General features: G+C 37.0%; 18 protein-coding genes and 3 pseudogenes. 20 read left to right on the top strand and 1 reads right to left on the bottom strand.

The annotated features are described in order from the left end of the window. Positions 1–38: 38 nt before the first annotated feature. The 20 genes and pseudogenes from COL05_RS04545 to dpaB all read left to right on the top strand — a co-directional run. A pseudogene (locus COL05_RS04545) lies at positions 39–2,936 on the top strand (PolC-type DNA polymerase III); the annotation flags it as partial. A 354-nt stretch (positions 2,937–3,290) separates the two neighbouring features. Further along, positions 3,291–3,503 carry a hypothetical protein gene (locus tag COL05_RS04550; RefSeq protein ID WP_257152534.1) on the top strand — a complete coding sequence of 71 codons (213 nt, stop codon included), beginning with the start codon at positions 3,291–3,293 and terminating at the stop codon, positions 3,501–3,503. Between the two features lie 164 nt (positions 3,504–3,667). Then, positions 3,668–5,494 carry a group II intron reverse transcriptase/maturase gene (gene ltrA / locus COL05_RS04555; protein WP_098667739.1) on the top strand — a complete coding sequence of 609 codons (1,827 nt, stop codon included), beginning with the start codon at positions 3,668–3,670 and terminating at the stop codon, positions 5,492–5,494. Positions 5,495–5,591: 97 nt separating this feature from the next. Next, positions 5,592–7,007 (top strand): annotated as a pseudogene (locus COL05_RS04560) (PolC-type DNA polymerase III); the annotation flags it as partial. A gap of 332 nt (positions 7,008–7,339) precedes the next feature. Further along, positions 7,340–7,810: a ribosome maturation factor RimP gene (gene rimP / locus COL05_RS04565; protein WP_000359097.1), complete on the top strand. Its 471-nt coding sequence runs from the start codon at positions 7,340–7,342 to the stop codon at positions 7,808–7,810. 17 nt (positions 7,811–7,827) lie between these two features. Next, positions 7,828–8,934, top strand: coding sequence for a transcription termination factor NusA (nusA, locus tag COL05_RS04570; RefSeq protein ID WP_098667740.1), 1,107 nt, complete (start codon positions 7,828–7,830; stop codon positions 8,932–8,934). A gap of 11 nt (positions 8,935–8,945) precedes the next feature. Next, the gene (gene rnpM / locus COL05_RS04575; protein WP_000071128.1) at positions 8,946–9,218 is read left to right on the top strand and encodes an RNase P modulator RnpM; all 273 of its coding nucleotides are present in this window, start codon (positions 8,946–8,948) and stop codon (positions 9,216–9,218) included. Continuing rightward, positions 9,219–9,530 carry a YlxQ family RNA-binding protein gene (locus tag COL05_RS04580; RefSeq protein ID WP_001286518.1) on the top strand — a complete coding sequence of 104 codons (312 nt, stop codon included), beginning with the start codon at positions 9,219–9,221 and terminating at the stop codon, positions 9,528–9,530. A 4-nt stretch (positions 9,531–9,534) separates the two neighbouring features. After that, complete coding sequence (infB, locus tag COL05_RS04585) at positions 9,535–11,595, top strand: translation initiation factor IF-2 (protein ID WP_098667741.1); 2,061 nt, start codon at positions 9,535–9,537, stop codon at positions 11,593–11,595. After that, positions 11,592–11,873 carry a DUF503 domain-containing protein gene (locus COL05_RS04590; protein WP_000582364.1) on the top strand — a complete coding sequence of 94 codons (282 nt, stop codon included), beginning with the start codon at positions 11,592–11,594 and terminating at the stop codon, positions 11,871–11,873. Before infB ends, COL05_RS04590 begins: the two co-directional genes overlap by 4 nt. Before the next feature lie 15 nt (positions 11,874–11,888). Beyond that, positions 11,889–12,245: a 30S ribosome-binding factor RbfA gene (rbfA, locus tag COL05_RS04595; protein ID WP_000776443.1), complete on the top strand. Its 357-nt coding sequence runs from the start codon at positions 11,889–11,891 to the stop codon at positions 12,243–12,245. Between the two features lie 86 nt (positions 12,246–12,331). Continuing rightward, positions 12,332–13,255: a tRNA pseudouridine(55) synthase TruB gene (gene truB, locus COL05_RS04600; protein WP_098667742.1), complete on the top strand. Its 924-nt coding sequence runs from the start codon at positions 12,332–12,334 to the stop codon at positions 13,253–13,255. 43 nt (positions 13,256–13,298) lie between these two features. After that, positions 13,299–14,270 (top strand): bifunctional riboflavin kinase/FAD synthetase, encoded by a 972-nt coding sequence (gene ribF, locus COL05_RS04605; RefSeq protein ID WP_098667743.1) that lies wholly within the window; start codon positions 13,299–13,301, stop codon positions 14,268–14,270. A gap of 100 nt (positions 14,271–14,370) precedes the next feature. Continuing rightward, positions 14,371–14,640, top strand: a complete 270-nt coding sequence (gene rpsO / locus COL05_RS04610) for a 30S ribosomal protein S15 (protein WP_001229392.1) — start codon at positions 14,371–14,373, stop codon at positions 14,638–14,640. Between the two features lie 160 nt (positions 14,641–14,800). Next, a complete protein-coding gene (pnp, locus tag COL05_RS04615; RefSeq protein WP_098667744.1) occupies positions 14,801–16,939 on the top strand; it encodes a polyribonucleotide nucleotidyltransferase in 2,139 nt (712 codons plus the stop codon). 151 nt (positions 16,940–17,090) lie between these two features. Then, positions 17,091–17,990, top strand: coding sequence for a polysaccharide deacetylase family protein (locus COL05_RS04620; RefSeq protein ID WP_098667745.1), 900 nt, complete (start codon positions 17,091–17,093; stop codon positions 17,988–17,990). An 86-nt stretch (positions 17,991–18,076) separates the two neighbouring features. Then, positions 18,077–19,318 carry a M16 family metallopeptidase gene (locus COL05_RS04625; RefSeq protein ID WP_098667746.1) on the top strand — a complete coding sequence of 414 codons (1,242 nt, stop codon included), beginning with the start codon at positions 18,077–18,079 and terminating at the stop codon, positions 19,316–19,318. Positions 19,319–19,571: 253 nt separating this feature from the next. Next, positions 19,572–19,823 (top strand): YlmC/YmxH family sporulation protein, encoded by a 252-nt coding sequence (locus COL05_RS04630; RefSeq protein ID WP_098667747.1) that lies wholly within the window; start codon positions 19,572–19,574, stop codon positions 19,821–19,823. 273 nt (positions 19,824–20,096) lie between these two features. Then, positions 20,097–20,999, top strand: coding sequence for a dipicolinic acid synthetase subunit A (gene dpaA / locus COL05_RS04635; RefSeq protein WP_087996537.1), 903 nt, complete (start codon positions 20,097–20,099; stop codon positions 20,997–20,999). Further along, a pseudogene (dpaB, locus tag COL05_RS04640) lies at positions 20,996–21,421 on the top strand (dipicolinate synthase subunit B); the annotation flags it as partial. The gene dpaA and the pseudogene dpaB, both read left to right, overlap by 4 nt. Positions 21,422–21,453: 32 nt before the next feature. Here dpaB and COL05_RS04645 read toward each other — a convergent pair. After that, positions 21,454–23,001 (bottom strand): recombinase family protein, encoded by a 1,548-nt coding sequence (locus tag COL05_RS04645; protein ID WP_098667748.1) that lies wholly within the window; start codon positions 22,999–23,001, stop codon positions 21,454–21,456. Between the last annotated feature and the right edge of the window lie 76 nt (positions 23,002–23,077).

Below are 23,077 nucleotides of genomic sequence, written 5' to 3' on the forward strand. Positions count from 1 at the left end.
CGTTTCAATTTATAATAGCAAATGGAAGGAGAGTGCTTATGTCTTTAACAAATGAACAACAAGAGCGATTTCAAATTTTGCTCCAGCAGTTGCAAATACCAGACGACCTTATAAATCAATATTTACAAGGCGGTGGTATTGAAAGGCTTATTATTGATAAAACAAATAAAAGTTGGCATTTTAATTTACAAGTGCCACGTATTTTGCCTACAGAATTATATGAATTGCTAGAAACAAAGCTTAAGCAATCATTTTCTCATATTGCAAGAACAACATTTGCATTAGAAACAGAGAATAAACAATTTACAGAAGAAGAAGTGAGGGCGTATTGGCCACTTTGTACGGAACGAATTACATTTTCACCTATGTTTGCTTACTTAAAGAAGCAGCTTCCTCAGGTGAATGGAGTGAAGTTGCTTATAAATGTGAATAATGAGCTGGAATCTACTGCTTTAAAGAAAAACGTTGCGAAACCAGTAGGGGATCAATACGAAGCTTTTGGATTCCCGCGTTTCCAGTTAGACACACATATACAGCAAAATACAGAAGAAATGCAAAAGTTTCGTGAGCAAACGCAGCAAGAAGACCGCGAACGTGTTATACAAGCTATGGAAGAAATGGCGAAGAAGCAAGCTGAAGAAAGTAGCGTTGTGCATGAAGGGCCGGTTGTACTCGGATATCTTATTAAGCCAGATGAAGAGATTACACCGATGCGAGAAATTCAAGATGAAGAAAGAAGAAAAACGGTTCAAGGATATGTCTTCCACGTAGAAACGAAAGAACTTCGTAGTGGACGTACGTTATTAACTTTAAAAATAACGGATTATACGGATTCTATTATGATCAAAATGTTCTCCCGTGACAAAGAAGATATTCCAATGCTGCAGTCCTTGAAAAAAGGAATGTGGGTAAAAGCACGTGGTTCTGTTCAAAATGATACGTTTGTTCGAGATTTAGTAATGATTGCAAATGATATTAATGAAATAACGGGACCGTCTCGTAAAGATAAAGCGCCAGAAGGTGAAAAACGAGTAGAGCTCCATCTTCATACTCCAATGAGCCAAATGGACGCTGTTACTCCAGTTTCTAAGCTTGTTGCTCAAGCTGGTAAATGGGGACATGAGGCGATTGCGATTACAGACCATGCTGTTGCACAGTCATTCCCAGAAGCATATTCAGCTGGGAAAAAAGCCGGAATTAAAGTTATATATGGTGTGGAAGCAAACTTAGTGAATGACGGAGTACCAATTGCTTATAATGAAGAACATCGTTTGCTGGCTGATGAAACATATGTTGTTTTTGACGTTGAGACGACAGGTTTATCAGCTGTATATGATACAGTTATTGAGTTAGCTGCCGTAAAAGTAAAAGGTGGCGAAATTATTGACCGCTTTGAATCTTTTGCAAATCCGCATCAACCATTATCGGCAACAATTATTGAATTAACAGGTATTACAGATGATATGTTAACCGACGCACCAGAAGTGGACGAAGTGTTTAAAAAGTTTGAGGAATGGATGGGTGACCATACACTTGTTGCTCATAACGCAAGCTTCGATATGGGCTTTATTAACGTAGGATTTAAAAAAGCTGGTTTAGAAAAAACGAAAAATCCAGTAATAGATACGTTAGAGCTTGCACGATTCTTATTCCCAGAAATGAAAAATCACCGTTTAAATACGTTGTGTAAAAAGATGGATATCGAATTAACGCAACATCACCGTGCAATTTATGATACAGAAGCAACGGGATATTTACTTGTAAAAATGTTAAAAGAGGTAATTGAAAAAGGTTTTGAATATCATGATCAATTAAACGATAGTATGGGACAAGGGGATGCATATAAACGCGGGCGTCCAAGTCATATGACATTACTTGCTACATCGGATGTTGGATTGAAAAATTTATATAAACTTGTTTCATATTCTCATTTAAATTACTTTTACCGTGTACCACGAGTACCAAGATCACTATTAAAAAAGTATCGTGAAGGTATTTTAGTAGGAACGGCTTGTGATAAAGGTGAAGTGTTTGAGGCGATGATGCAAAAAGCTCCTGAAGAGGTAGAAGAAATTGCGCAGTTTTACGATTACATTGAAGTAATGCCACCAGAAGTGTTACGTCATTTAGTAGAGCGTGAACTCGTTCGAGATGAGGGACAATTAAAAACAATTATTTCTAACTTAGTAAAACTAGGTGAGACGTTAGATAAACCAGTTGTTGCTACAGGAAACGTGCATTACTTAAATCCAGAAGATGCAATGTATCGTAAAATTTTAGTAAGTTCACAGGGTGGAGCGAATCCGTTAAACCGACATTCATTACCACCTGTACATTTCCGTACAACGGATGAAATGTTAGAGTGTTTCTCATTTTTAGGTGAAGACGTAGCGAAAGAAATTGTTGTAACGAATACACAAAAGATTGCATCATTAATTGGTGATGTTCATCCAGTAAAAGATGATCTATATACACCGAAAATTGAAGGTGCGGATGATGAAACGCGTGATATGAGTTATAAAATGGCGCGTAGCATTTATGGTGAAGAGTTACCTGAAATAGTAGAAGCCCGTTTAGAAAAAGAATTAAAAAGTATTATTGGGCATGGATTTGCCGTAATTTATTTAATTTCACATAAACTTGTGAAAAAATCATTAGTAGACGGATATCTAGTAGGTTCGCGTGGATCGGTAGGTTCATCATTCGTTGCAACGATGATGGAAATTACAGAAGTAAACCCATTACCACCACATTATGTATGTCCGAAATGTAAGCAATCAGAATTCTTTAATGATGGTTCTGTAGGTTCTGGTTTTGACTTACCGGATAAAGAATGTCCTGCATGTAACGTTCCATACGTAAAAGATGGACATGATATTCCGTTCGAAACGTTCCTTGGATTTAAAGGAGATAAGGTACCCGACATCGATTTGAGTGCGACACGTTCTTAACTGAAAAGGTTAAGCACTAGCATCCGCTAGTAGAACTGCTATTCTGAAGTATGGAAAGATGGAGTAACGTCCTGAAACATACTCGCTGAAGCTACGGCAAGCGATAGCGATAATGCAAACATCAACATCGTTTGAAGCCCGTTAAAGTAGGCTGAAGTTCACCCTAACGTAAAAGACGAGGAAAGGGAGGTATAAATCTTCTGTGAATGATAGGTCTGGTGTCTATAAAATTCCTACGGTTAGAATCAGTAGAATCACTGGGACGAACCCTCGACTGACTTTTCGTGAATGTCACGTTACAGAAATGTAACGGGGTCCAAAGAGGACTTCCAAGTGTGGATGAGTAAGCGTTTGGTTATGAAAATCCATACTGTGTTACAGGCACAGTCAAGCTTGGCGGAATTTAGGGGGAACCTAAGGGGATTATGTAAAGATAAGAATAGTGGAACGTGTGAAGCTTTCGACATAAGAGAAGATTGCACTTCGATGACGATGGCATGTGGAAAGGCAGATGCTATAACACATTTTACGAAAGTGGCAGTAGTGCCGTAGTACCGCTTAATGAAATGCCGAAGATGACTGAATAACCAATAGGTCGGAGGATAAAAACATTTCAGAGGGAAGGGCACAAGTCGTTAACGTCGAAACAAAACCTACAAAAGTCAGATTCGTGTATGACAAAAGAGAAACGAAAACTTCATTAAGGAAGTGATTAGTTGGCTGACTTGATGATTCAAAAGTTAAGAAACAATGAATATTTTGGCTTACAATCAACTTTTGACAATCTTTATGAAGAAAGCAAAAAGGGTCGATATTTCAAAAATATTTATGAGCTGATTATTTCTGAAGAAAACATTCGATTAGCCTTTCGTAATTTAAAATGCAACACAGGTAGTAAAACGAAAGGGACAAATGGACACACAATAAAACATCTTAATAAAATAGATGCCGATAAGCTAATTAGATTAACGCAGAAGAGATTAGAAAACTATATGCCGCATGCAGTAAGGCGTTTGTTTATATCAAAGCCAAATGGAAAAATGCGACCTTTAGGGATTCCAACAATTGAAGACCGATTAATCCAGCAAATGTTCCAACAAGTTCTAGAGCCGATTGTTGAAGGGAAGTTTCATCCACAAAGCTATGGTTTTCGACCAAAACGCGGCACTCATGATGCTTTAGCTAGATGCTATCATATGGTCAATCACAGTCATCAACATTTTGTAGTGGACATAGATATTAAAGGTTTCTTTGATAACGTTAATCATAAAAAGCTAATGAGGCAACTATGGACAATTGGAATACGGGATAAAAAAGTTTTATCCATCATCAAAAAGATGCTGAAGGCGGAAGTTACAGGTGAAGGCATTCCTGTTAAAGGGACTCCTCAAGGTGGTATTTTATCTCCATTACTAGCCAACGTTGTATTAAATGAACTTGACTGGTGGGTGTCAAACCAATGGGAAACAAAACCAACAAGAGTACCTTATAAATTAAAACGCAATAAAACGGATGCGCTAAAAAAGACAAGGTTAAAGCCAATGTATCTAGTAAGGTATGCAGATGATTTTAAAATCTTCACAAATTCCTACGATAACGCTAGAAAGATTAAAATAGCGGTTGAAAAATGGCTCAAAGAAAGATTGGGTCTTGAGATAAGTGAAGAAAAAAGTAAAATCACAAACTTACGGAAAAACGGTACAGATTTTTTAGGGATTCGATTTAGAGCCGTTCAGAAGGGAAATGCTAAAACTGGTTATATTGTAAATTCTAAAATGGACCCGAAAGCGAAAGATAAAGTATTAGGTGTCATTAGGCATCAATTAGTGAAACTAAGAAAAAGTCCTACTCCAGAAAAAGTGATGAATTTTAATTCGAATATACTTGGATTGCATAATTACTACAAAATTGCGACCAGAATCTCTCAAGATTTTAACGAGCTAAGACATAAAATTCATCCGAATATAAAATCATTGATGTTCAGAAACATCTTTGTTTATACAAAAGAAACCAATCATATCATTGATAAGTTTTATGGAGATTATAATTGTCCAAGGTTTAAAAGTAATGGATTACTGGTCTATCCTATTGAAGCAATTCGACATGATATACGAGGTCAAAGAGACCCTAATTTTTCTGTTTATAATAAAAAGGATAGGGCATCAATTCATAAAGAGATAAAACATGTGTCTGTGCGAGAAATCGAAATGTTTCGTAAAGGAATATATAAAACAAAAAGTGTTTTGTATGAAAATAATCGCTTAAGTAAATATGTCGCGCAAAAAGGATGTTGTGGCATAACGGGAGAACGATTGACTCCTCATAATGCTATATGTCATCATATTAAGCCAACAGGACAAGGTGGTAGTGATGAATATCACAACTTAATTATTATTAATAAGAAATATCATATGTTAATTCACAATAAAGACCCTCTTGCTAATGAAGATTATAAAAAATTGTTAGTCAAATTCGATAAGAAAGCATTAAGTAAATTAAATAAGTTGAGAACGGAAGTAGGAAATCCAAAACTGAGCTTATAAACTTCGATAAAGTTAACGATGGAACGCCGTGTGAGTGTGAAAGCCTCATGCACGGTGTGGAGTGGGGGAAAAGCTGGAGATAATATCAAATGCTTACCTATCACTATATTTCTCCGGGGAATATCAACCACGTGCCCATAACTATACGAAAGTACTGTTCGGTGAAGATTATGTATACCGTGCAGGAACGATTGGTACAGTTGCGGAAAAAACGGCTTATGGATATGTAAAAGGTTATGCGAACGATCATAACTTGACGATTCGAAATGCAGAGATTGACCGCTTAGTAGCAGGATGTACTGGTGTAAAACGTACAACAGGACAGCATCCAGGTGGTATTATCGTTGTGCCAGATTATATGGACATCTTTGACTTCTCACCAATACAGTTTCCGGCAGATTCAATAGGGGCTGAGTGGAGAACAACACACTTTGATTTCCACTCGATTCATGATAATTTATTGAAACTTGATATACTAGGACACGATGATCCGACGGTTATTCGTATGTTACAAGATTTAAGTGGTATTGATCCGAAAACAATCCCAACGGACGATCCAGAAGTAATGAAAATTTTCTCAGGTCCAGAATCATTAGGGGTAACGGAAGAACAAATTAACTGTAAAACAGGTACACTTGGTATACCAGAGTTTGGTACGAAATTCGTAAGACAGATGTTAGAAGAGACGAAACCGACGACATTCTCAGAGTTAGTCCAAATTTCTGGACTATCGCATGGTACGGACGTATGGCTAGGTAATGCCAACGAGTTAATTTATAACGGTACATGTACGCTGAGCGAAGTTATCGGTTGTCGTGATGACATCATGGTATATTTAATCTATCAAGGTTTAGACCCATCATTAGCATTCAAAATCATGGAGTCCGTTCGTAAAGGTAAAGGTGTACCAGAAGAATGGGAAGAGGACATGAAAAGTAATAATGTACCTGGTTGGTATATTGATTCATGTAAGAAGATTAAGTACATGTTCCCTAAAGCTCATGCGGCTGCGTACGTACTTATGGCTGTGCGTATCGCATACTTTAAAGTACATTTCGCGCTTCTATTCTATGCCGCATACTTTACGGTTCGTGCAGATGACTTTGACGTAGAAGCGATGGCGAAAGGTTCAGCATCTATACGTGCAAGAATTGATGAAATTGCGCAAAAAGGTTTGGATGCAGCGCCGAAAGAGAAGAGTTTATTAACGGTACTAGAAATGACACTTGAAATGTGTGAGCGTGGATACTCATTCCAGAAGGTTGATTTATATCGCTCACATGCAACAGACTTTATTATTGATGGAGATACGTTAATTCCTCCATTTAATGCAGTGCCTGGACTTGGTACAAACGCAGCTTTAAGTATTGTAGAAGCACGTAAAAATGGAGATTTCTTATCAAAAGAAGATTTACAGCAACGCAGTAAGGTTTCAAAAACAATTATTGAGTATCTAGATAGTCAAGGTTGCTTAGGAGATCTACCTGACCAAAACCAGTTATCACTGTTCTAATAGGTAGGAAAAGTCTTTGCAAATCAACATTTGCTATGGTATACTATTAACCGAGATAACCATGTCATGTATATTGTGTGAAAAAAAGAGTGGGGAAACCCACTCTTTCGTGTTACTATCTACATTTTATTGATGTGGAGAGGTAAGAAATTTCTGTCGTATATACATATTTTGTTACAAGTTTTACTTCTTAAATTTGGTAATACTAAGACAGATATTCCCTGCTTAACAGCAGGGGCTTTTGTTAGCTAACGAGAAAGAATAAGATAGACCGTTCTATGGACGGAGTCTTTTCTTGTAAATGGTACATGACGGCAGGAAGGAGGCTGTTTATGGATAAGAAAGTCACAGAAGTTGTAGAAGCATTTGCGCAGCCAATCGTTGAAGAGTTAAATCTTGAACTTGTAGATGTAGAGTATGTGAAAGAAGGACAAGACTGGTTCTTACGCGTATTCATCGATTCTGAAAAGGGAGTCGACATTGAAGAATGCGGTGCGGTGAGTGAACGTTTAAGCGAAGCTTTAGATAAAGAGGATCCAATTCCTCATCTTTACTTTTTGGATGTGTCATCTCCTGGAGCAGAACGCCCATTAAAGAAAGAGAAAGACTTCCAGCAAGCGGTAGGAAAACAAGTGGCAATTAAAACATATGAGCCGATTGATGGTGAAAAGATGTTTGAAGGCAAAATGCTTTCCTATGATGGTACTACAATTACACTATTATTAACAATTAAAACACGTAAAAAAGAAATCCAAATTCCAATGGATAAAGTTGCAAATGCGCGACTTGCTGTTACGTTTTAGTTAGAAGGGGGATCTTCATGAGCACTGAGTTGTTAGATGCCTTGCTCGTATTAGAGTCAGAAAAAGGAATTAGCAAAGATATTATTATTGATGCGATTGAAGCAGCGTTAATCTCTGCTTATAAACGCAATTTTAACCAAGCACAAAACGTTCGTGTGAGCTTTAACCCAGAAGTGGGAACAATCCAAGTTTTAGCACGTAAAGACGTTGTTGATAATGTGTTTGATCCACGTCTTGAAATTTCTGTTGAAGAAGCAAGACAAATTAATCCAAACTATCAAGATGGTGACGTACTAGAAATTGAAGTAACACCAAAAGATTTCGGTCGTATTGCAGCACAAACTGCAAAACAAGTTGTAACACAACGAGTGCGTGAAGCAGAACGTGGTGTTATTTACTCTGAGTTTAGTGACCGTGAAGAAGATATCATGGTTGGTATCGTACAACGTCAGGATGCTCGTTTCATTTACGTAAGCTTAGGAAAAGTAGAAGCTTTATTACCTGTAAGTGAGCAAATGCCAAACGAACAGTACAAACCACATGATCGCATTCGCGTATTCATTACGAAAGTAGAAAAAACAACAAAAGGACCACAAATTTACGTATCACGTACACATCCTGGTCTTTTAAAACGTTTATTCGAAATGGAAGTTCCTGAAATTTATGATGGAACTGTTGAAATTCGTTCTGTAGCACGTGAAGCGGGCGATCGTTCTAAAATCTCTGTACATGCAGAGAACATTGATGTTGATCCAGTAGGTTCTTGTGTAGGACCAAAAGGACAACGTGTACAACGTATTGTAGACGAACTAAAAGGTGAAAAGATTGACATCGTTCGCTGGTCAAATGATCCAGTAGAATATGTTGCCAATGCTTTAAGCCCATCACAAGTTGTGAAAGTACTTGTAGATGAAGAAGAAAAAGCAACAACAGTTGTTGTTCCAGACCACCAACTGTCATTAGCTATCGGTAAACGTGGACAAAATGCACGTCTAGCAGCTAAATTAACAGGTTGGAAAATTGATATTAAGAGTGAGTCTGATGCGAAACAACTTGGTATTGTAACAGAAGAAGATAGCGTAGTCGCATTCGGATTCGATTCAGTTGAAGACGAAATCGAATAGAGGTGATGAGTATGAGCAATCGAAAAGTTCCGTTACGAAAATGTGTTGCGACGCAAGAAATGAAATCAAAACGAGAGCTCGTTCGCATTGTTCGTTCCAAAGAGGGAGAAGTGTCCATTGATTTAACTGGAAAGAAATCAGGACGAGGTGCTTATTTATCAAAAGATAAAGAAAGTATTCTTCAAGCCCAAAAGAAAAATGTTTTGGAACATCATCTAAAAGCGAAAATCGACAGTTCTCTTTATGAAGAGCTTCTTGAGCTTGTTGAGAAGGAGTCGAAATAAGTGTCCGATTGGAAATCGTTTTTAGGACTAGCAAACCGGGCTCGGAAAATTATTTCGGGTGAAGAACTTGTTTTAAAAGAAGTACGAAGTGGCAAAGCAAAGCTTGTATTGCTATCTGAGGATGCGTCAGCAAATACTGCAAAGCGTATTACGGATAAAACGACGTATTACAACGTACCAATGAGAAAGGTCGAAAATCGACAACAATTAGGGCATGCGATTGGGAGAGATGAGCGAGTCGTTGTAGCTGTGTTAGATGAAGGCTTTGCGAAAAAGCTGCGTAGCATGCTCGATACAAATTACCGGGGGTGAAGGTATGAGTAAAATTCGAGTGCATGAATATGCAAAACAACATAATATCTCAAGTAAAGATCTTATGACAAAACTAAAAGAAATGAATATCGAGGTTTCGAATCATATGACAATGTTAGACGATGAAGTAGTAAACAAATTAGATAATGAGTATCAAACTGAAAAACCTTCTGTTGCAGATGAGTTTGAAGTAGAAGAAAAAGTTGTTCGTAGTAAAAAGAACAGCAATAAGAAAAAGAAAAAAGGCAAAGGAAATGAAGACAAACGTCAAGATAACTTTGCTGGAAGACAACAAACACAAACTGTAGAAACACCAGATAAAATTACTTTCTCTGGAAGTCTTACAGTAGGTGAGCTTGCTAAGAAATTAAGCAAAGAGCCGTCTGAAATTATTAAGAAGCTCTTCATGCTTGGAATTATGGCAACAATTAACCAAGACTTAGATAAAGATACAATTGAATTAATTGCTACTGATTATGGTATTGAAGTAGAAGAAGAAGTAATTGTAAGCGAGACTGAGTTTGAAACATTTATCGATGAGCAAGATGATGAAGAGAACTTAAAAGAACGTCCAGCTGTAGTTACAATCATGGGACACGTTGACCATGGTAAAACAACATTACTTGACTCTATCCGTAATTCAAAAGTAACTGCAGGCGAAGCAGGTGGAATTACTCAGCATATTGGTGCATACCAAGTTGAAGTAAATGATAAGAAGATTACATTCTTAGATACACCTGGTCACGCAGCATTTACAACGATGCGTGCTCGTGGTGCGCAAGTAACGGATATTACAATTCTTGTTGTTGCAGCTGATGACGGTGTTATGCCACAAACAGTTGAAGCAATTAGCCATGCGAAAGCAGCTGGAGTACCAATTATTGTAGCTGTGAATAAAATGGATAAACCAGCGGCAAATCCTGATCGTGTAATGCAAGAATTAACAGAATATGAATTAGTTCCAGAAGCTTGGGGCGGAGATACAATTTTTGTACCAATTTCTGCAATTCAAGGTGAAGGAATTGACAACTTACTAGAAATGATTCTTCTTGTAAGTGAAGTAGAAGAATATAAAGCAAATCCAAACCGCTATGCAACTGGTACTGTAATCGAAGCACAGCTTGATAAAGGTAAAGGAACTATCGCGACATTACTTGTTCAAAACGGTACGCTTCGAGTTGGAGATCCAATCGTTGTTGGTACTTCATTCGGACGTGTTCGTGCGATGGTAAGTGATATTGGTCGTCGTGTAAAAGTTGCTGGCCCATCAACTCCTGTTGAGATTACAGGTTTAAACGAAGTACCACAAGCGGGAGATCGTTTCATGGCATTCGCTGATGAGAAGAAAGCTCGTCAAATCGGTGAATCACGTGCACAAGAAGCGTTACTTGCTCAACGTGGTGAAAAATCTAAATTAAGCCTTGAAGATTTATTCCAACAAATCCAAGAGGGCGATGTAAAAGAAATTAACTTAATTGTGAAAGCAGACGTACAAGGTTCTGTAGAAGCAATGGCAGCATCACTTCGTAAAATTGATGTTGAAGGTGTTAAAGTTAAAATTATCCATACAGGCGTAGGTGCAATCACAGAATCTGATATCATTTTAGCTTCTGCATCTAATGCAATTGTAATTGGATTTAACGTACGCCCTGATGTGAATGCGAAGCGTACAGCTGAATTAGAAAATGTTGACGTTCGTTTACACCGTATTATCTATAAAGTAATCGAAGAAATCGAATCAGCAATGCAAGGTATGCTAGATCCAGAATTCGAAGAAAAAGTAATCGGTCAAGCGGAAGTACGTCAAACGTTTAAAGTAACAAAAGTTGGAACAATCGCAGGTTGTTACGTAACAGACGGTAAAATTACACGTGATAGTGGCGTGCGTATTATCCGTGACGGCGTAGTAATCTTCGAAGGACAACTTGATACGTTAAAACGTTTCAAAGACGACGTAAAAGAAGTTGCACAAAACTATGAGTGTGGTATTACAATTGAGCGATATAATGATCTTAAAGAAGGGGACATCATTGAAGCGTACATTATGGAAGAAGTGAAGCGATGATTATCGCTTCACTCTCATTCGAGTGTATGATTTACGATGTGCATTCTTTAAAAGAGAAACGAGCAATTTTGCAACGTGTGCTAACTCGTGTGAAGCAGCGTTATAACGTAGCTGTTTCAGAAGTAGGGCATCAAGATGTATGGCAACGTACAGAAATTGCAATTGTTTCTGTATCCTCCAATCGTGTTATTTGTGAAAAAGAAATGAATCGTGTACTTGAGTACATCGATTCATTTCCTGAAATTGAACGTACAATAACACAATTGGAATGGTATTGAATGAGGTGAAGAGTTATGAAATTACGTGCAAACCGTGTAGGCGAGCAAATGAAAAAAGAATTAGGCGACATCATCAGTCGTAAAATTAAAGATCCACGTGTCGGATTTGTTACAGTAACAGATGTACAAGTGAGTGGAGATTTACAAATTGCTACAGTGTATATTTCTGTTTTAGGTGATGAAGAACAGAAAGAAAGTACATTAAAAGGTTTAGCGAAGGCAAAAGGCTTCATTCGTTCAGAAATTGGCCAACGTATTCGTCTTCGTAAAACGCCGGAAATTTCTTTTGAATTTGATGAATCTATCGGATATGGTCATCGAATTGATACACTTTTACATGAAATTAATAAAGAAGGTAAACGTGAAGAATAATGGATAGACATTTGTCTATCCATTTTTTCAATGTAAAATAAGTTTTAGGTAATCATTATGAAAGAAATACGATGAGGTGAACATATATGGAAGGTATAGTATTATTACATAAGCCAAAAGGCATGACATCACACGATTGTGTATTTAAATTAAGAAAGATATTACGTGAAAAACGAATTGGTCATACAGGAACATTAGATCCAGATGTAACAGGAGTATTACCTATTTGTGTTGGACGAGCAACGAAGATTGCACAATTTTTAACAAGCGAAACGAAAACATATGAAGGTGAAGTAACATTAGGATTTTCAACAACAACTGAAGATGCTTCTGGTGAAGTTGTGGAAACGAAACATGTAGATCGTGTTCTTTCTCGTAAAGAAGTGGAAGAGGTTCTTGCGGCATTAACAGGTACGATTGAGCAAATGCCTCCGATGTTTTCGGCTGTAAAAGTTAACGGAAAAAAATTATATGAATACGCAAGAGCCGGACAAGAGGTTGAACGTCCAGTGCGTACAATTACAATTCATGAATTTGTATTACTAGATGACCGTGAAGTGTTTGAAGGTGAAAATATTTCATTCCGTTTCCGTGTAACGTGTAGTAAAGGAACATATGTAAGAACGTTAGCGGTAATGATTGGTGAAAAACTTGGTTTTCCATCACATATGTCTCACCTTGTAAGAACGGCTTCTGGTGAATTTTTATTAGAAGATTGCATATCATTTGAAGAAATTGAAGAAAACGTGCAAAATGGAACAGTAGAGTCTATCTTCATTTCAATTGATGAAGCATTAAGTAAGTTCCCGAAAATGGTTGTAGATGAAAAGCAAGCAGAAAAAATAAAGAATGGTATGTTCTTAAAAAATGAATCGCAAATAACGGCGCCATTTATAACAGTATTTGATAAAAACGAGCGCTGCCTTGCAATTTATGAACACCATCCAAAACACCCTGGTATGCTAAAGCCGATGAAAGTACTTGTGAATAATCAAGAACTAAAGCTATAATGAATTATTGGAAGGATTATTACAGAAAAAGGTGAATTCAAGCGTGAAACTTATTCATTTAACTCATCCACATGAACAAAATAAATTAGAATTACCACCTACTGTAATGGCATTAGGATTTTTTGATGGCATTCATTTAGGACATCAACGTGTAATTCGAACTGCGAAACAAATAGCAGATGAACGAGGATACAAAAGTGCAGTGATGACATTTTACCCACATCCATCTGTTGTTTTAGGTAAAAAGGAAGCGCATGCCGAGTATATTACACCGATGTGTGATAAAGAGAAAATAGTCGAGAACTTAGGAATCGATATATTATATGTTGTTAAATTTGATGAATTATTTGCAGAGTTATTACCACAACAATTTGTAGATGATTATATTATTGGTTTAAATGTAAAGCATGTAGTAGCAGGGTTTGATTATTCATATGGACGTTTAGGAAAAGGAAAGATGGAGACTTTACCATTTCATGCAAGAGGGGAGTTTACACAGACTGTGATTGAAAAAGTTGAATTTCAAGAAGAGAAAGTAAGTTCTACAGCATTACGAAAGTTAATTCGAAATGGCGAAATGGAAAAAATTCCATCTATTTTAGGTAGAGCATATACAGTAGGGGGAACGGTTGTACACGGTGATAAACGTGGACGTCAAATTGGTTTCCCGACAGCGAATGTTGGTTTAAGTGATGAGTATCTATTACCACCTGTAGGTGTTTATGCAGTGAGATTAAAAGTTCACGATGAATGGTTCGATGGTGTATGTAATATTGGATATAAACCAACCTTTAAAGAAGATGAGCGTCAACTTTCTATTGAAGTGCACTTATTTGAATTTAACAAAGACATATATGATCAAAATGTTACAGTAGAGTGGCATATGCGTATAAGAGAAGAGAAGAAATTCAATGGCATCGATGAGTTAGTTGAACAAATCGCAAAAGATAAGAAAACAGCACAAGAATATTTTGCGAACGAAAAGAATATACTTGCTTTTTCAAATGAAAAGTAGTATTCTATGTTATGTACTTTATGACAACCATTGCTTGGCATTGCGACTCACCGACGCTTGCTAGGTAATCGGGGGTTTAATTAATAGGAGGTGAAATAGGATGGCTTTAACACAAGAGCGTAAAAATGAAATCATTGCACAATTTAGAACTCATGAGACTGATACTGGTTCTCCAGAGGTTCAAATTGCTGTCCTAACGGAGCAAATTAACACTCTAAACGAGCACTTACGTACTCACAAGAAAGATCATCATTCACGTCGTGGTCTATTAAAGATGGTTGGTAAACGTCGTAACTTACTAACTTACCTTCGTAATAGCGATATCACACGTTACCGTGAATTAATCACAAAGCTTGGCTTACGTCGATAGTCAAAGAAGCGGGAATATTCCCGCTTTTTTGTTAGGTAAAAATATATCTTCTACTCTTTATAGCTTACTTCATTTTCGGTAATACTAGAGGTAGAATATTGTGATATACTATCCATTTACATAGAAGAATTGAATACTTTAAATTGAGAGGGGTACTTAAATGAGTCAAGAAAAGCAAGTCTTCTCGATAGATTTAGCTGGTCGCCAGCTAACAGTTGAAACAGGTCAGCTTGCAAAGCAAGCGAACGGAGCAGTATTAGTAAGATATGGCGATACAGCGGTTCTATCTACAGCAACTGCATCAAAAGAAGCAAAAAATGTAGATTTCTTCCCACTTACAGTAAACTATGAAGAGCGTTTATATGCAGTCGGAAAAATTCCAGGCGGTTTCATTAAACGTGAAGGTCGTCCAAGTGAAAAAGCAATTTTGGCAAGTCGTTTAATCGACCGTCCAATTCGTCCACTTTTCGCAGATGGTTTCCGTAACGAAGTACAAGTTGTCAGCATCGTAATGAGTGTTGATCAAGATTGTTCTTCTGAAATGGCAGCTATGCTTGGTTCTTCATTAGCGTTATCGATTTCAGATATTCCATTTGAAGGTCCAATCGCGGGTGCAACAGTTGGTCGTATTAACGGCGAATTCGTTATCAACCCAACAGTAGAACAGCAAGAACAAAGTGATATTCACCTTGTTGTAGCTGGTACGAAAGATGCAATTAACATGGTTGAAGCAGGAGCAGATCAAGTGCCTGAGGAAACAATGTTAGAAGCAATTATGTTTGGTCATGACGAAATTAAACGTCTAATTGCATTCCAAGAAGAGATTGTACAAGCTGTAGGTAAAGAGAAATCAGAAGTGAAACTTTATGAAGTTGACGCTGATCTTAACCAAGCTGTACGTGAAATGGCTGAGAAGGATATGCATTCTGCAATTCAAGTACATGAGAAACATGCACGTGAAGATGCAATTAATGAAGTGAAAAAGCGTGTAATCGAGCATTACGAAGCGCAAGAAGCTGACGCTGATACATTAGGACAAGTAAATGAGATTTTATATAAAATTGTAAAAGAAGAAGTACGTCGTCTTATTACAGTTGAGAAAATCCGCCCAGATGGCCGTAAAGGTGACGAAATCCGTCCATTAGCATCAGAGGTTGGCATTTTATCTCGTACACACGGTTCTGGTTTATTCACACGTGGACAAACACAAGCATTAAGTATTTGTACATTAGGTGCATTAGGCGATGTGCAAATTTTAGATGGTCTTGGTGTAGAAGAATCAAAACGCTTTATGCACCATTACAATTTCCCATCATTTAGTGTTGGTGAAACAAGACCAATGCGTGGGCCAGGTCGTCGTGAAATCGGTCACGGTGCACTAGGAGAACGTGCTCTTGAGCCTGTAATTCCATCTGAAAAAGATTTCCCATATACAGTACGTCTTGTATCTGAAGTTTTAGAATCAAATGGTTCGACTTCACAAGCAAGTATTTGTGGTAGTACTTTAGCAATGATGGATGCTGGTGTTCCACTTAAAGCTCCAGTTGCAGGTATTGCAATGGGTCTAGTTAAATCAGGTGAGCATTACACAATTTTATCTGATATTCAAGGTATGGAAGATCATTTAGGTGATATGGACTTTAAAGTAGCAGGTACAGCGCAAGGTGTAACTGCACTACAAATGGACATTAAAATCGATGGTCTATCTCGTGAAATTTTAGAAGAGGCATTACAACAAGCGAAAGTTGGTCGTGTGCACATTCTAAATCATATGTTATCTGTTATTGCAGAGCCACGTACTGAATTATCAGCATACGCTCCAAAGATTATTACAATGACAATTAACCCAGATAAAATCCGTGACGTTATCGGACCAAGCGGTAAACAAATCAATAAAATTATTGAAGAAACTGGCGTTAAAATTGATATCGAGCAAGATGGTACAGTATTCATTTCTTCAATAAATCAAGAAATGAACGACAAAGCTAAGAAAATTATCGAAGATATCGTTCGCGAAGTACAAGTAGGTGAAATCTACGAAGGAAAAGTGAAACGTGTTGAGAAATTCGGTGCTTTCGTTGAATTATTCAGCGGAAAAGATGGATTAGTTCACATTTCTGAACTTGCACTTGAGCGTGTAGGTAAAGTAGAAGACGTTGTGAAAATCGGTGATGTAATTACAGTTAAAGTTATCGAGATTGACAAGCAAGGTCGTGTGAATCTATCTAGAAAAGTATTGCTAAAAGAAGAGCAAGAAAAAGAAGCTGCTAAAGAAGAAAACAAACAAGAGCAGCAATAAGTAAAAGCCAGTTTAACTGGCTTTTTTTGTTATGTAAAAATATGATTTATATATATTTTTATGTCAGCATAGGTATAGTTTTCATTATAACGCTCAAATTAACAAAGATAAGAAGAAAAATGTTTTTTATATAGTTAATGGGAGGGTTTATATGAAAGCTCGTATATTGGCATACATATGTATATTCTTTTTATATGTCAGTGTAGGCTCTTATTCCGTTTTTGCACAGGATAACTTATATGAAGAAATTCAAAAGCATGCAAAACAATATGAGATTGCACCTCAAAATGCGATGATTGATAAGATCTGGAAAGCAACACCAGGATATAATGGAAGACAAGTTGATATGGAAGCATCCTACAACAATATGAAGAAGCTAAAGAAATTTGATCAAAAACATCTTGAATTCAAGGAAGTATCACCGAGTGTCCACTTAGAAGATTTATCACCAGCTCCAATTTATAGGGGGCATCCGAATAAAAAGATGGTGGGATTAACAATAAATGTGGCATGGGGAAATGAGTATTTGCCTCGTATATTAGAAATATTGAAAAAACACGATGTGAAGGCAACTTTCTTTTTAGAAGGACGTTGGGTGAAAGAAAATTTACGATTTGCAAAAATGATTGTCGATGCAAATCAAGAAGTTGGAAATCATTCATACACTCACCCTAATATGAAAACGCTATCGTCTGATGAAATACGAGAGCAGTTACAAAAAACAAATCGAATGATTGAAGCAGCTACGAATCAAAAGGTGAGATGGTTTGCACCGCCGAGCGGAAGTTTTCGGGATGAAGTCGTGAAAATTGCAGATGATTTCCAAATGGGAACGATCATGTGGACTGTCGATACAATTGATTGGAAGCGACCTGAGCCAGATGTACTATTGCAGAGAGTAATGCGAAAAATACATCCTGGTGCTATCGTATTAATGCATCCTACTTCATCTACATCAGAAGCATTAGATACAATGATTACAAAATTGAAGGAACAAGGATATAAAATAGGGAATATAACAGAATTAATGGATGAAAAACGCGTGGATTAAATACATTTGCATGACATTCATCCTTAAACTTGTTATCATTAAATAATAGCACTTATTTAGAGAAACTGGCAGTAGGAGGAAAGTTTTTGATTAAAAAATATACTTGTAAAAATGGTGTAAGAATAGTTATGGAGAATATACCAACTGTAAGATCAGTTGCGATTGGTATTTGGATTCATGCAGGATCAAGAAATGAAAATGAAAAAAATAACGGGATTTCTCACTTTTTAGAGCATATGTTCTTTAAAGGGACGGAAACACGTAGTGCACGCGAAATCGCAGAATCATTTGATAGCATTGGTGGGCAAGTGAATGCTTTTACTTCAAAAGAATACACTTGTTACTATGCAAAAGTGCTAGATGAGCATGCTAAATACGCTTTAGATGTATTAGCAGACATGTTCTTTAATTCAACATTTGATGAAGAAGAATTGAAAAAAGAGAAGAATGTCGTATGTGAAGAAATTAAAATGTACGAAGATGCTCCAGATGATATTGTGCATGATATGTTAACGAAAGCAACATATGAAACGCATCCGCTTGGATATCCTATTTTAGGAACAGAAGAAACGCTTAATACGTTTACAGGTGATACGCTACGCCAATATATTAAGGATCATTACACACCTGAAAATGTAGTTGTTTCAGTTGCAGGAAATATTGATGAAGCCTTCTTACAAACAGTAGAGCAATATTTCGGTAGTTATGAAGGAACGACAAACCGTGAACAAGTACATAGCCCAATCTTCCATTTTAATAAGGTAGCACGTAAAAAGGAAACAGAACAAGCTCATTTATGTCTAGGATATAAAGGCTTACAAATGGGGCACGAGGATATTTATAACTTAATCGTATTAAATAACGTTTTAGGCGGTAGTATGAGTAGCCGTTTATTCCAAGAAGTACGTGAGCAACGTGGGTTAGCATACTCAGTATTTTCTTACCATTCTTCTTATGAAGATACAGGTATGTTAACACTGTATGGTGGAACAGGTAGTCAACAATTAGATACACTGTATGAAACAATGCAAGAAACATTAGAAACATTGAAAAATACAGGTATCACAGAAAAAGAGCTTATTAATAGTAAAGAGCAATTAAAAGGAAACTTAATGTTAAGTTTAGAAAGTACGAATAGCCGTATGAGCCGTAATGGTAAAAATGAATTGCTACTTCGTAAGCACCGTTCACTTGATGAAATTATTGAAAGTGTAAACACTGTAACAAAAGAAAATGTAGATGGGTTAATTCGTAACATGTTTACAGATGAATTCTCTGCAGCATTAATTAGTCCAGATGGAAAACTTCCAAAAGGAATAAAACTATAATTGCTTTATCCCGCTATTCGCCGGGCAGTAAGACTCCCACCTCAAAATTCGGCTGGAGCAAAGAAGTTAGGTGAGAGCTGATAATCAGTGGGGGGGATGTTCATCCCCCCACTGATTAAAGTTTCACTTTATATGAAGTATGTAAAAATAACCGTATCTCTTTTAAAAGAGATACGGTTATTTTTTTTGGATATACAGAATAGGTACTAATTATGGATAACTTACATTCATAATTTCGATAGGGGGAGAGCATATGCGATTAAGTGAATTAAGCGGTAAAGAGATCGTAAATTTAGAAAGAGCCGAAAAAATGGGTGTTTTAGGATATGTGGATTTAGAGATTGATGAGAAGGATGGCCAAATACAGGCTCTTATCATACCAGCTGGGAAATGGGGAGGTTTTAAAAAGGAACCACAAGAAGTAAGAGTTACGTGGAGCCAAATTAAAAAAGTAGGGCATGATATGATCCTTTGTGATATTACAGATCGTCCAAATTTGAAGTGAAAGATGGCCATTTTGGTCATCTTTTTTTGTGCATTCCCCGCAGAGTATTAGCTCACATGAATCGAGCTTCTACGGGCAATCAATTTCCTACATAATGTCCTCTCATATGCGGAATTTTGAGGGGAGGTTTTTTTGCATACAAAGAGCGAAATCAATCATGTGTGCTTTTTGTTTTTCAATCACCTAAAACTCGTACATTACATATGATGTGGAGGAAAAAGAAAAAGTAGGCACTTTTCTTATAAATGACAGAAAAAGAAGGTGAATTAGGGAATGTTGACTGAGATGCATATTGCTGTCATAGGAGGAGATGCAAGACAGCTAGAAGTAATTCGCAAGCTAGTTGAATTGGATGCGAAACTTTCATTGATAGGGTTTGATCAGTTAGATCATGGCTTCACAGGGGCGGCAAAAGAAAGTATACAAAATTTAGATTTCACTTCTGTAGATGCAATTATTTTGCCAGTTGCAGGTACAAATGCCAAGGGAGAAGTAGATACTATTTTTTCAAACGAAAAAGTTTCTATAACGAAAGAACAAATTGAAAATACACCAGAACATTTTACTATATATTCAGGTATTGGTACGCCTTACTTGGAAAATCTCGTATCTACTACAAACCGTAAATTAATTAAATTATTTGATCGTGATGATGTGGCAATCTACAATTCTATACCAACTGTAGAAGGTACATTAATGATGGTAATTCAACATACCGACTATACGATTCATGGTTCTAATGTAATGGTTTTAGGATTTGGTAGAACAGGGATGAGCGTTGCCAGAGCATTTCAATCATTAGGAGCCCATGTCAAAGTTGGAGCAAGACGATCGGAACATATTGCACGTATTACAGAGATGATGTTTTCTCCTTTTCATATGCAGAACATTGAGAAAGAAGTAGGGAATATCGATATTGTCATTAATACAATTCCGCATCTCGTTGTGACAGCGAATGTCATTTCAAAAATGCCGGCCCATACGTTAGTAATTGATTTAGCTTCTAAACCAGGCGGTACCGACTTTAGATATGCGGAAAAAAGAGGAGTCAAAGCGCTGTTAGCACCTGGATTACCAGGTATTGTTGCTCCAAAAACAGCAGGACAAATTTTAGCGAACGTTCTTTCTCAGTTATTAGCAGAAGATGTAATCGCAAGAAAGGAGAATGGAGAATGAATTTAAAAGGGAAGAGAATAGGGTTTGGTTTTACTGGTTCACATTGTACGTACGAAGAAGTAATGCCTCATTTAGAAAAATTGATTGCTGAGGGAGCAGAAGTACGTCCCGTTGTTTCTTATACTGTTCAATCAACGAATACGAGATTTGGCGAAGGAGCAGAGTGGATTAAAAAGATTGAAGAAGTAACAGGCTTTAAAGCGATTAATTCAATCGTTGGTGCAGAACCACTAGGACCTAAAATTCCACTAGATTGTATGGTAATTGCACCACTAACAGGAAATTCAATGAGTAAATTTGCAAATGCAATGACAGACTCTCCAGTATTAATGGCAGCGAAGGCGACGCTAAGAAATGGCAAGCCTGTCGTATTGGCTGTTTCGACGAATGATGCTCTAGGGCTTAATGGAGTAAATCTAATTACACCAACAAGGTGACAACAAAGCATAAACGCTTATATGTCGCCATCTTGAGGGAGCTTAGGGTAAAGCACAAGTTCGAAATCATCGAGTCTTTGCCACTTTTCCTTTTTATAAACAGCCTTTTCTAAAACTGACTTTAGGAGGCTGTTTTTCTTTTTGGGATCATCTGTTTTAAAGTACAGATCAAGAACATGCTCTACTTGAGGTATTGTATCTTTCTTAACTTTTTCTTTCTTAATTTCTGTTTTAATTTCTTTCTTTAGGTTTTCCATCGTGGAAGTAATTTCAGTAATGCGATTAGAAATTACATTCGAACGTTCTAAAAACATATCGACTGTGTAAACACCACGCTCCAATAAATCATGTAAATTATTTTTTTGTTTTTGGACATCTACTAATTCTTTATCAAGCTTGCGTAATGCAACTTCATTCATTTGAATAACTTGTGTTTCTTTTAATTTGTTATCTTGCTTATGTTTTTCAAAATCAGCTTTATAATTGATGTACCATTCTTTTAATGCCTCGAGTAAACGCTTCTCAATTAATTCAGTATAACTTGATTTGTTTTCACAGCCACGGTGTTTACAATCCATCGTTTCTTTTCGATTCTTCGGATAACGTTGGACCATGCTATAACCACATTTACTACATTTAATAATGCCAGCTAGAGGATTTTTAATTCCATTCGTATTGTAAGGAACGTGATATCTTGAGTTTAATTTTTCTTGTACTTGTTCAAATAAACTTTCCGGTATGATTGGCTCATGTTTGCCATCAGCAATAATCCAATCTGATTTATCTTGACGAGCACAACTTCTTTTTACGGCATCAGGCTGTTTTACTTCTTTTCTCTTTTGCCAAGTCACTTTTCCGATGTACACATTGTTTTTTAATATATCCAAGATGCTGTAGGGGTTCCATTCATTCCCTAACTTACTTTTGTAACCAAGATCATTTAACTTGCTTCGGATTGCGTTAGCGCCCATATCCTCATTTGCATACCAATCAAATATCATTCTTACGACAGAAGCCTCTTCTGAATTAATCGTTAACGTACGCTCACGCTTATTTAAACGGTGGATATCATAACCATAAGGCGCATGGGTACCGAGATAATTACCAGCCTCCACGCTTGCTATACGGCCGCGTTGCATACGACGCGTAATAATCTTTAACTCCTTACGAGCCATAAACGCTTCAAATTCGCTATATTCTTCATCCCACTCATCATTAAGGTCATAAGTCTTCCTAGGTGTCATAATCTTCGTATTCGAGCGTTTAAACGTCTCTAAAATGATTCCTTGCTCTTTCATACCGCCACGACCTAAACGGTCCATATCCATACAAAGAACAACATCATATTTATTATCTTCAATTTCCTCAAGCAGCGCTAACATCTCAGGACGTTTCACTAAGCTCTCACCAGAAACAATTTCCTCACGGACAGCTAAAACATTTAAGTTCATTTCCTTCGCTATTTTCAGCAGGGTAGTGCGGTGCTTAGCTAATGTTTCTCCTTCGCCGCGCGCTTCAGCTTCGAGATCGGCACGGGATTTTCTTAGGTAGATTGCGGTTTTCATAGATAGACCTCCTTGTTATTAGTTAGTATACGAAAAGCAGATAGATAGAAGAAGTAAAGAAAAGAAAAAGCCCTGT

It is taken from the genome of Bacillus sp. AFS059628 (assembly GCF_002571225.1).
Taxonomy (GTDB): Bacteria; Bacillota; Bacilli; order Bacillales; family Bacillaceae_G; genus Bacillus_A.

What these genes read in the sequence shown, in the direction of transcription:
- rpsO (WP_001229392.1), top strand. Translation starts at nt 14,371, where the DNA reads ATGGCTTTAACACAAGAGCGTAAAAATGAAATCATTGCACAATTTAGA.
- truB (WP_098667742.1), top strand. Translation starts at nt 12,332, where the DNA reads ATGGAAGGTATAGTATTATTACATAAGCCAAAAGGCATGACATCACAC.
- dpaA (WP_087996537.1), top strand. Translation starts at nt 20,097, where the DNA reads ATGTTGACTGAGATGCATATTGCTGTCATAGGAGGAGATGCAAGACAG.
- pnp (WP_098667744.1), top strand. Translation starts at nt 14,801, where the DNA reads ATGAGTCAAGAAAAGCAAGTCTTCTCGATAGATTTAGCTGGTCGCCAG.
- COL05_RS04645 (WP_098667748.1), bottom strand. Translation starts at nt 23,001, where the DNA reads ATGAAAACCGCAATCTACCTAAGAAAATCCCGTGCCGATCTCGAAGCT.
- COL05_RS04630 (WP_098667747.1), top strand. Translation starts at nt 19,572, where the DNA reads ATGCGATTAAGTGAATTAAGCGGTAAAGAGATCGTAAATTTAGAAAGA.
- rimP (WP_000359097.1), top strand. Translation starts at nt 7,340, where the DNA reads ATGGATAAGAAAGTCACAGAAGTTGTAGAAGCATTTGCGCAGCCAATC.
- infB (WP_098667741.1), top strand. Translation starts at nt 9,535, where the DNA reads ATGAGTAAAATTCGAGTGCATGAATATGCAAAACAACATAATATCTCA.
- COL05_RS04590 (WP_000582364.1), top strand. Translation starts at nt 11,592, where the DNA reads ATGATTATCGCTTCACTCTCATTCGAGTGTATGATTTACGATGTGCAT.
- rnpM (WP_000071128.1), top strand. Translation starts at nt 8,946, where the DNA reads ATGAGCAATCGAAAAGTTCCGTTACGAAAATGTGTTGCGACGCAAGAA.
- nusA (WP_098667740.1), top strand. Translation starts at nt 7,828, where the DNA reads ATGAGCACTGAGTTGTTAGATGCCTTGCTCGTATTAGAGTCAGAAAAA.
- COL05_RS04550 (WP_257152534.1), top strand. Translation starts at nt 3,291, where the DNA reads ATGAGTAAGCGTTTGGTTATGAAAATCCATACTGTGTTACAGGCACAG.
- rbfA (WP_000776443.1), top strand. Translation starts at nt 11,889, where the DNA reads ATGAAATTACGTGCAAACCGTGTAGGCGAGCAAATGAAAAAAGAATTA.
- COL05_RS04620 (WP_098667745.1), top strand. Translation starts at nt 17,091, where the DNA reads ATGAAAGCTCGTATATTGGCATACATATGTATATTCTTTTTATATGTC.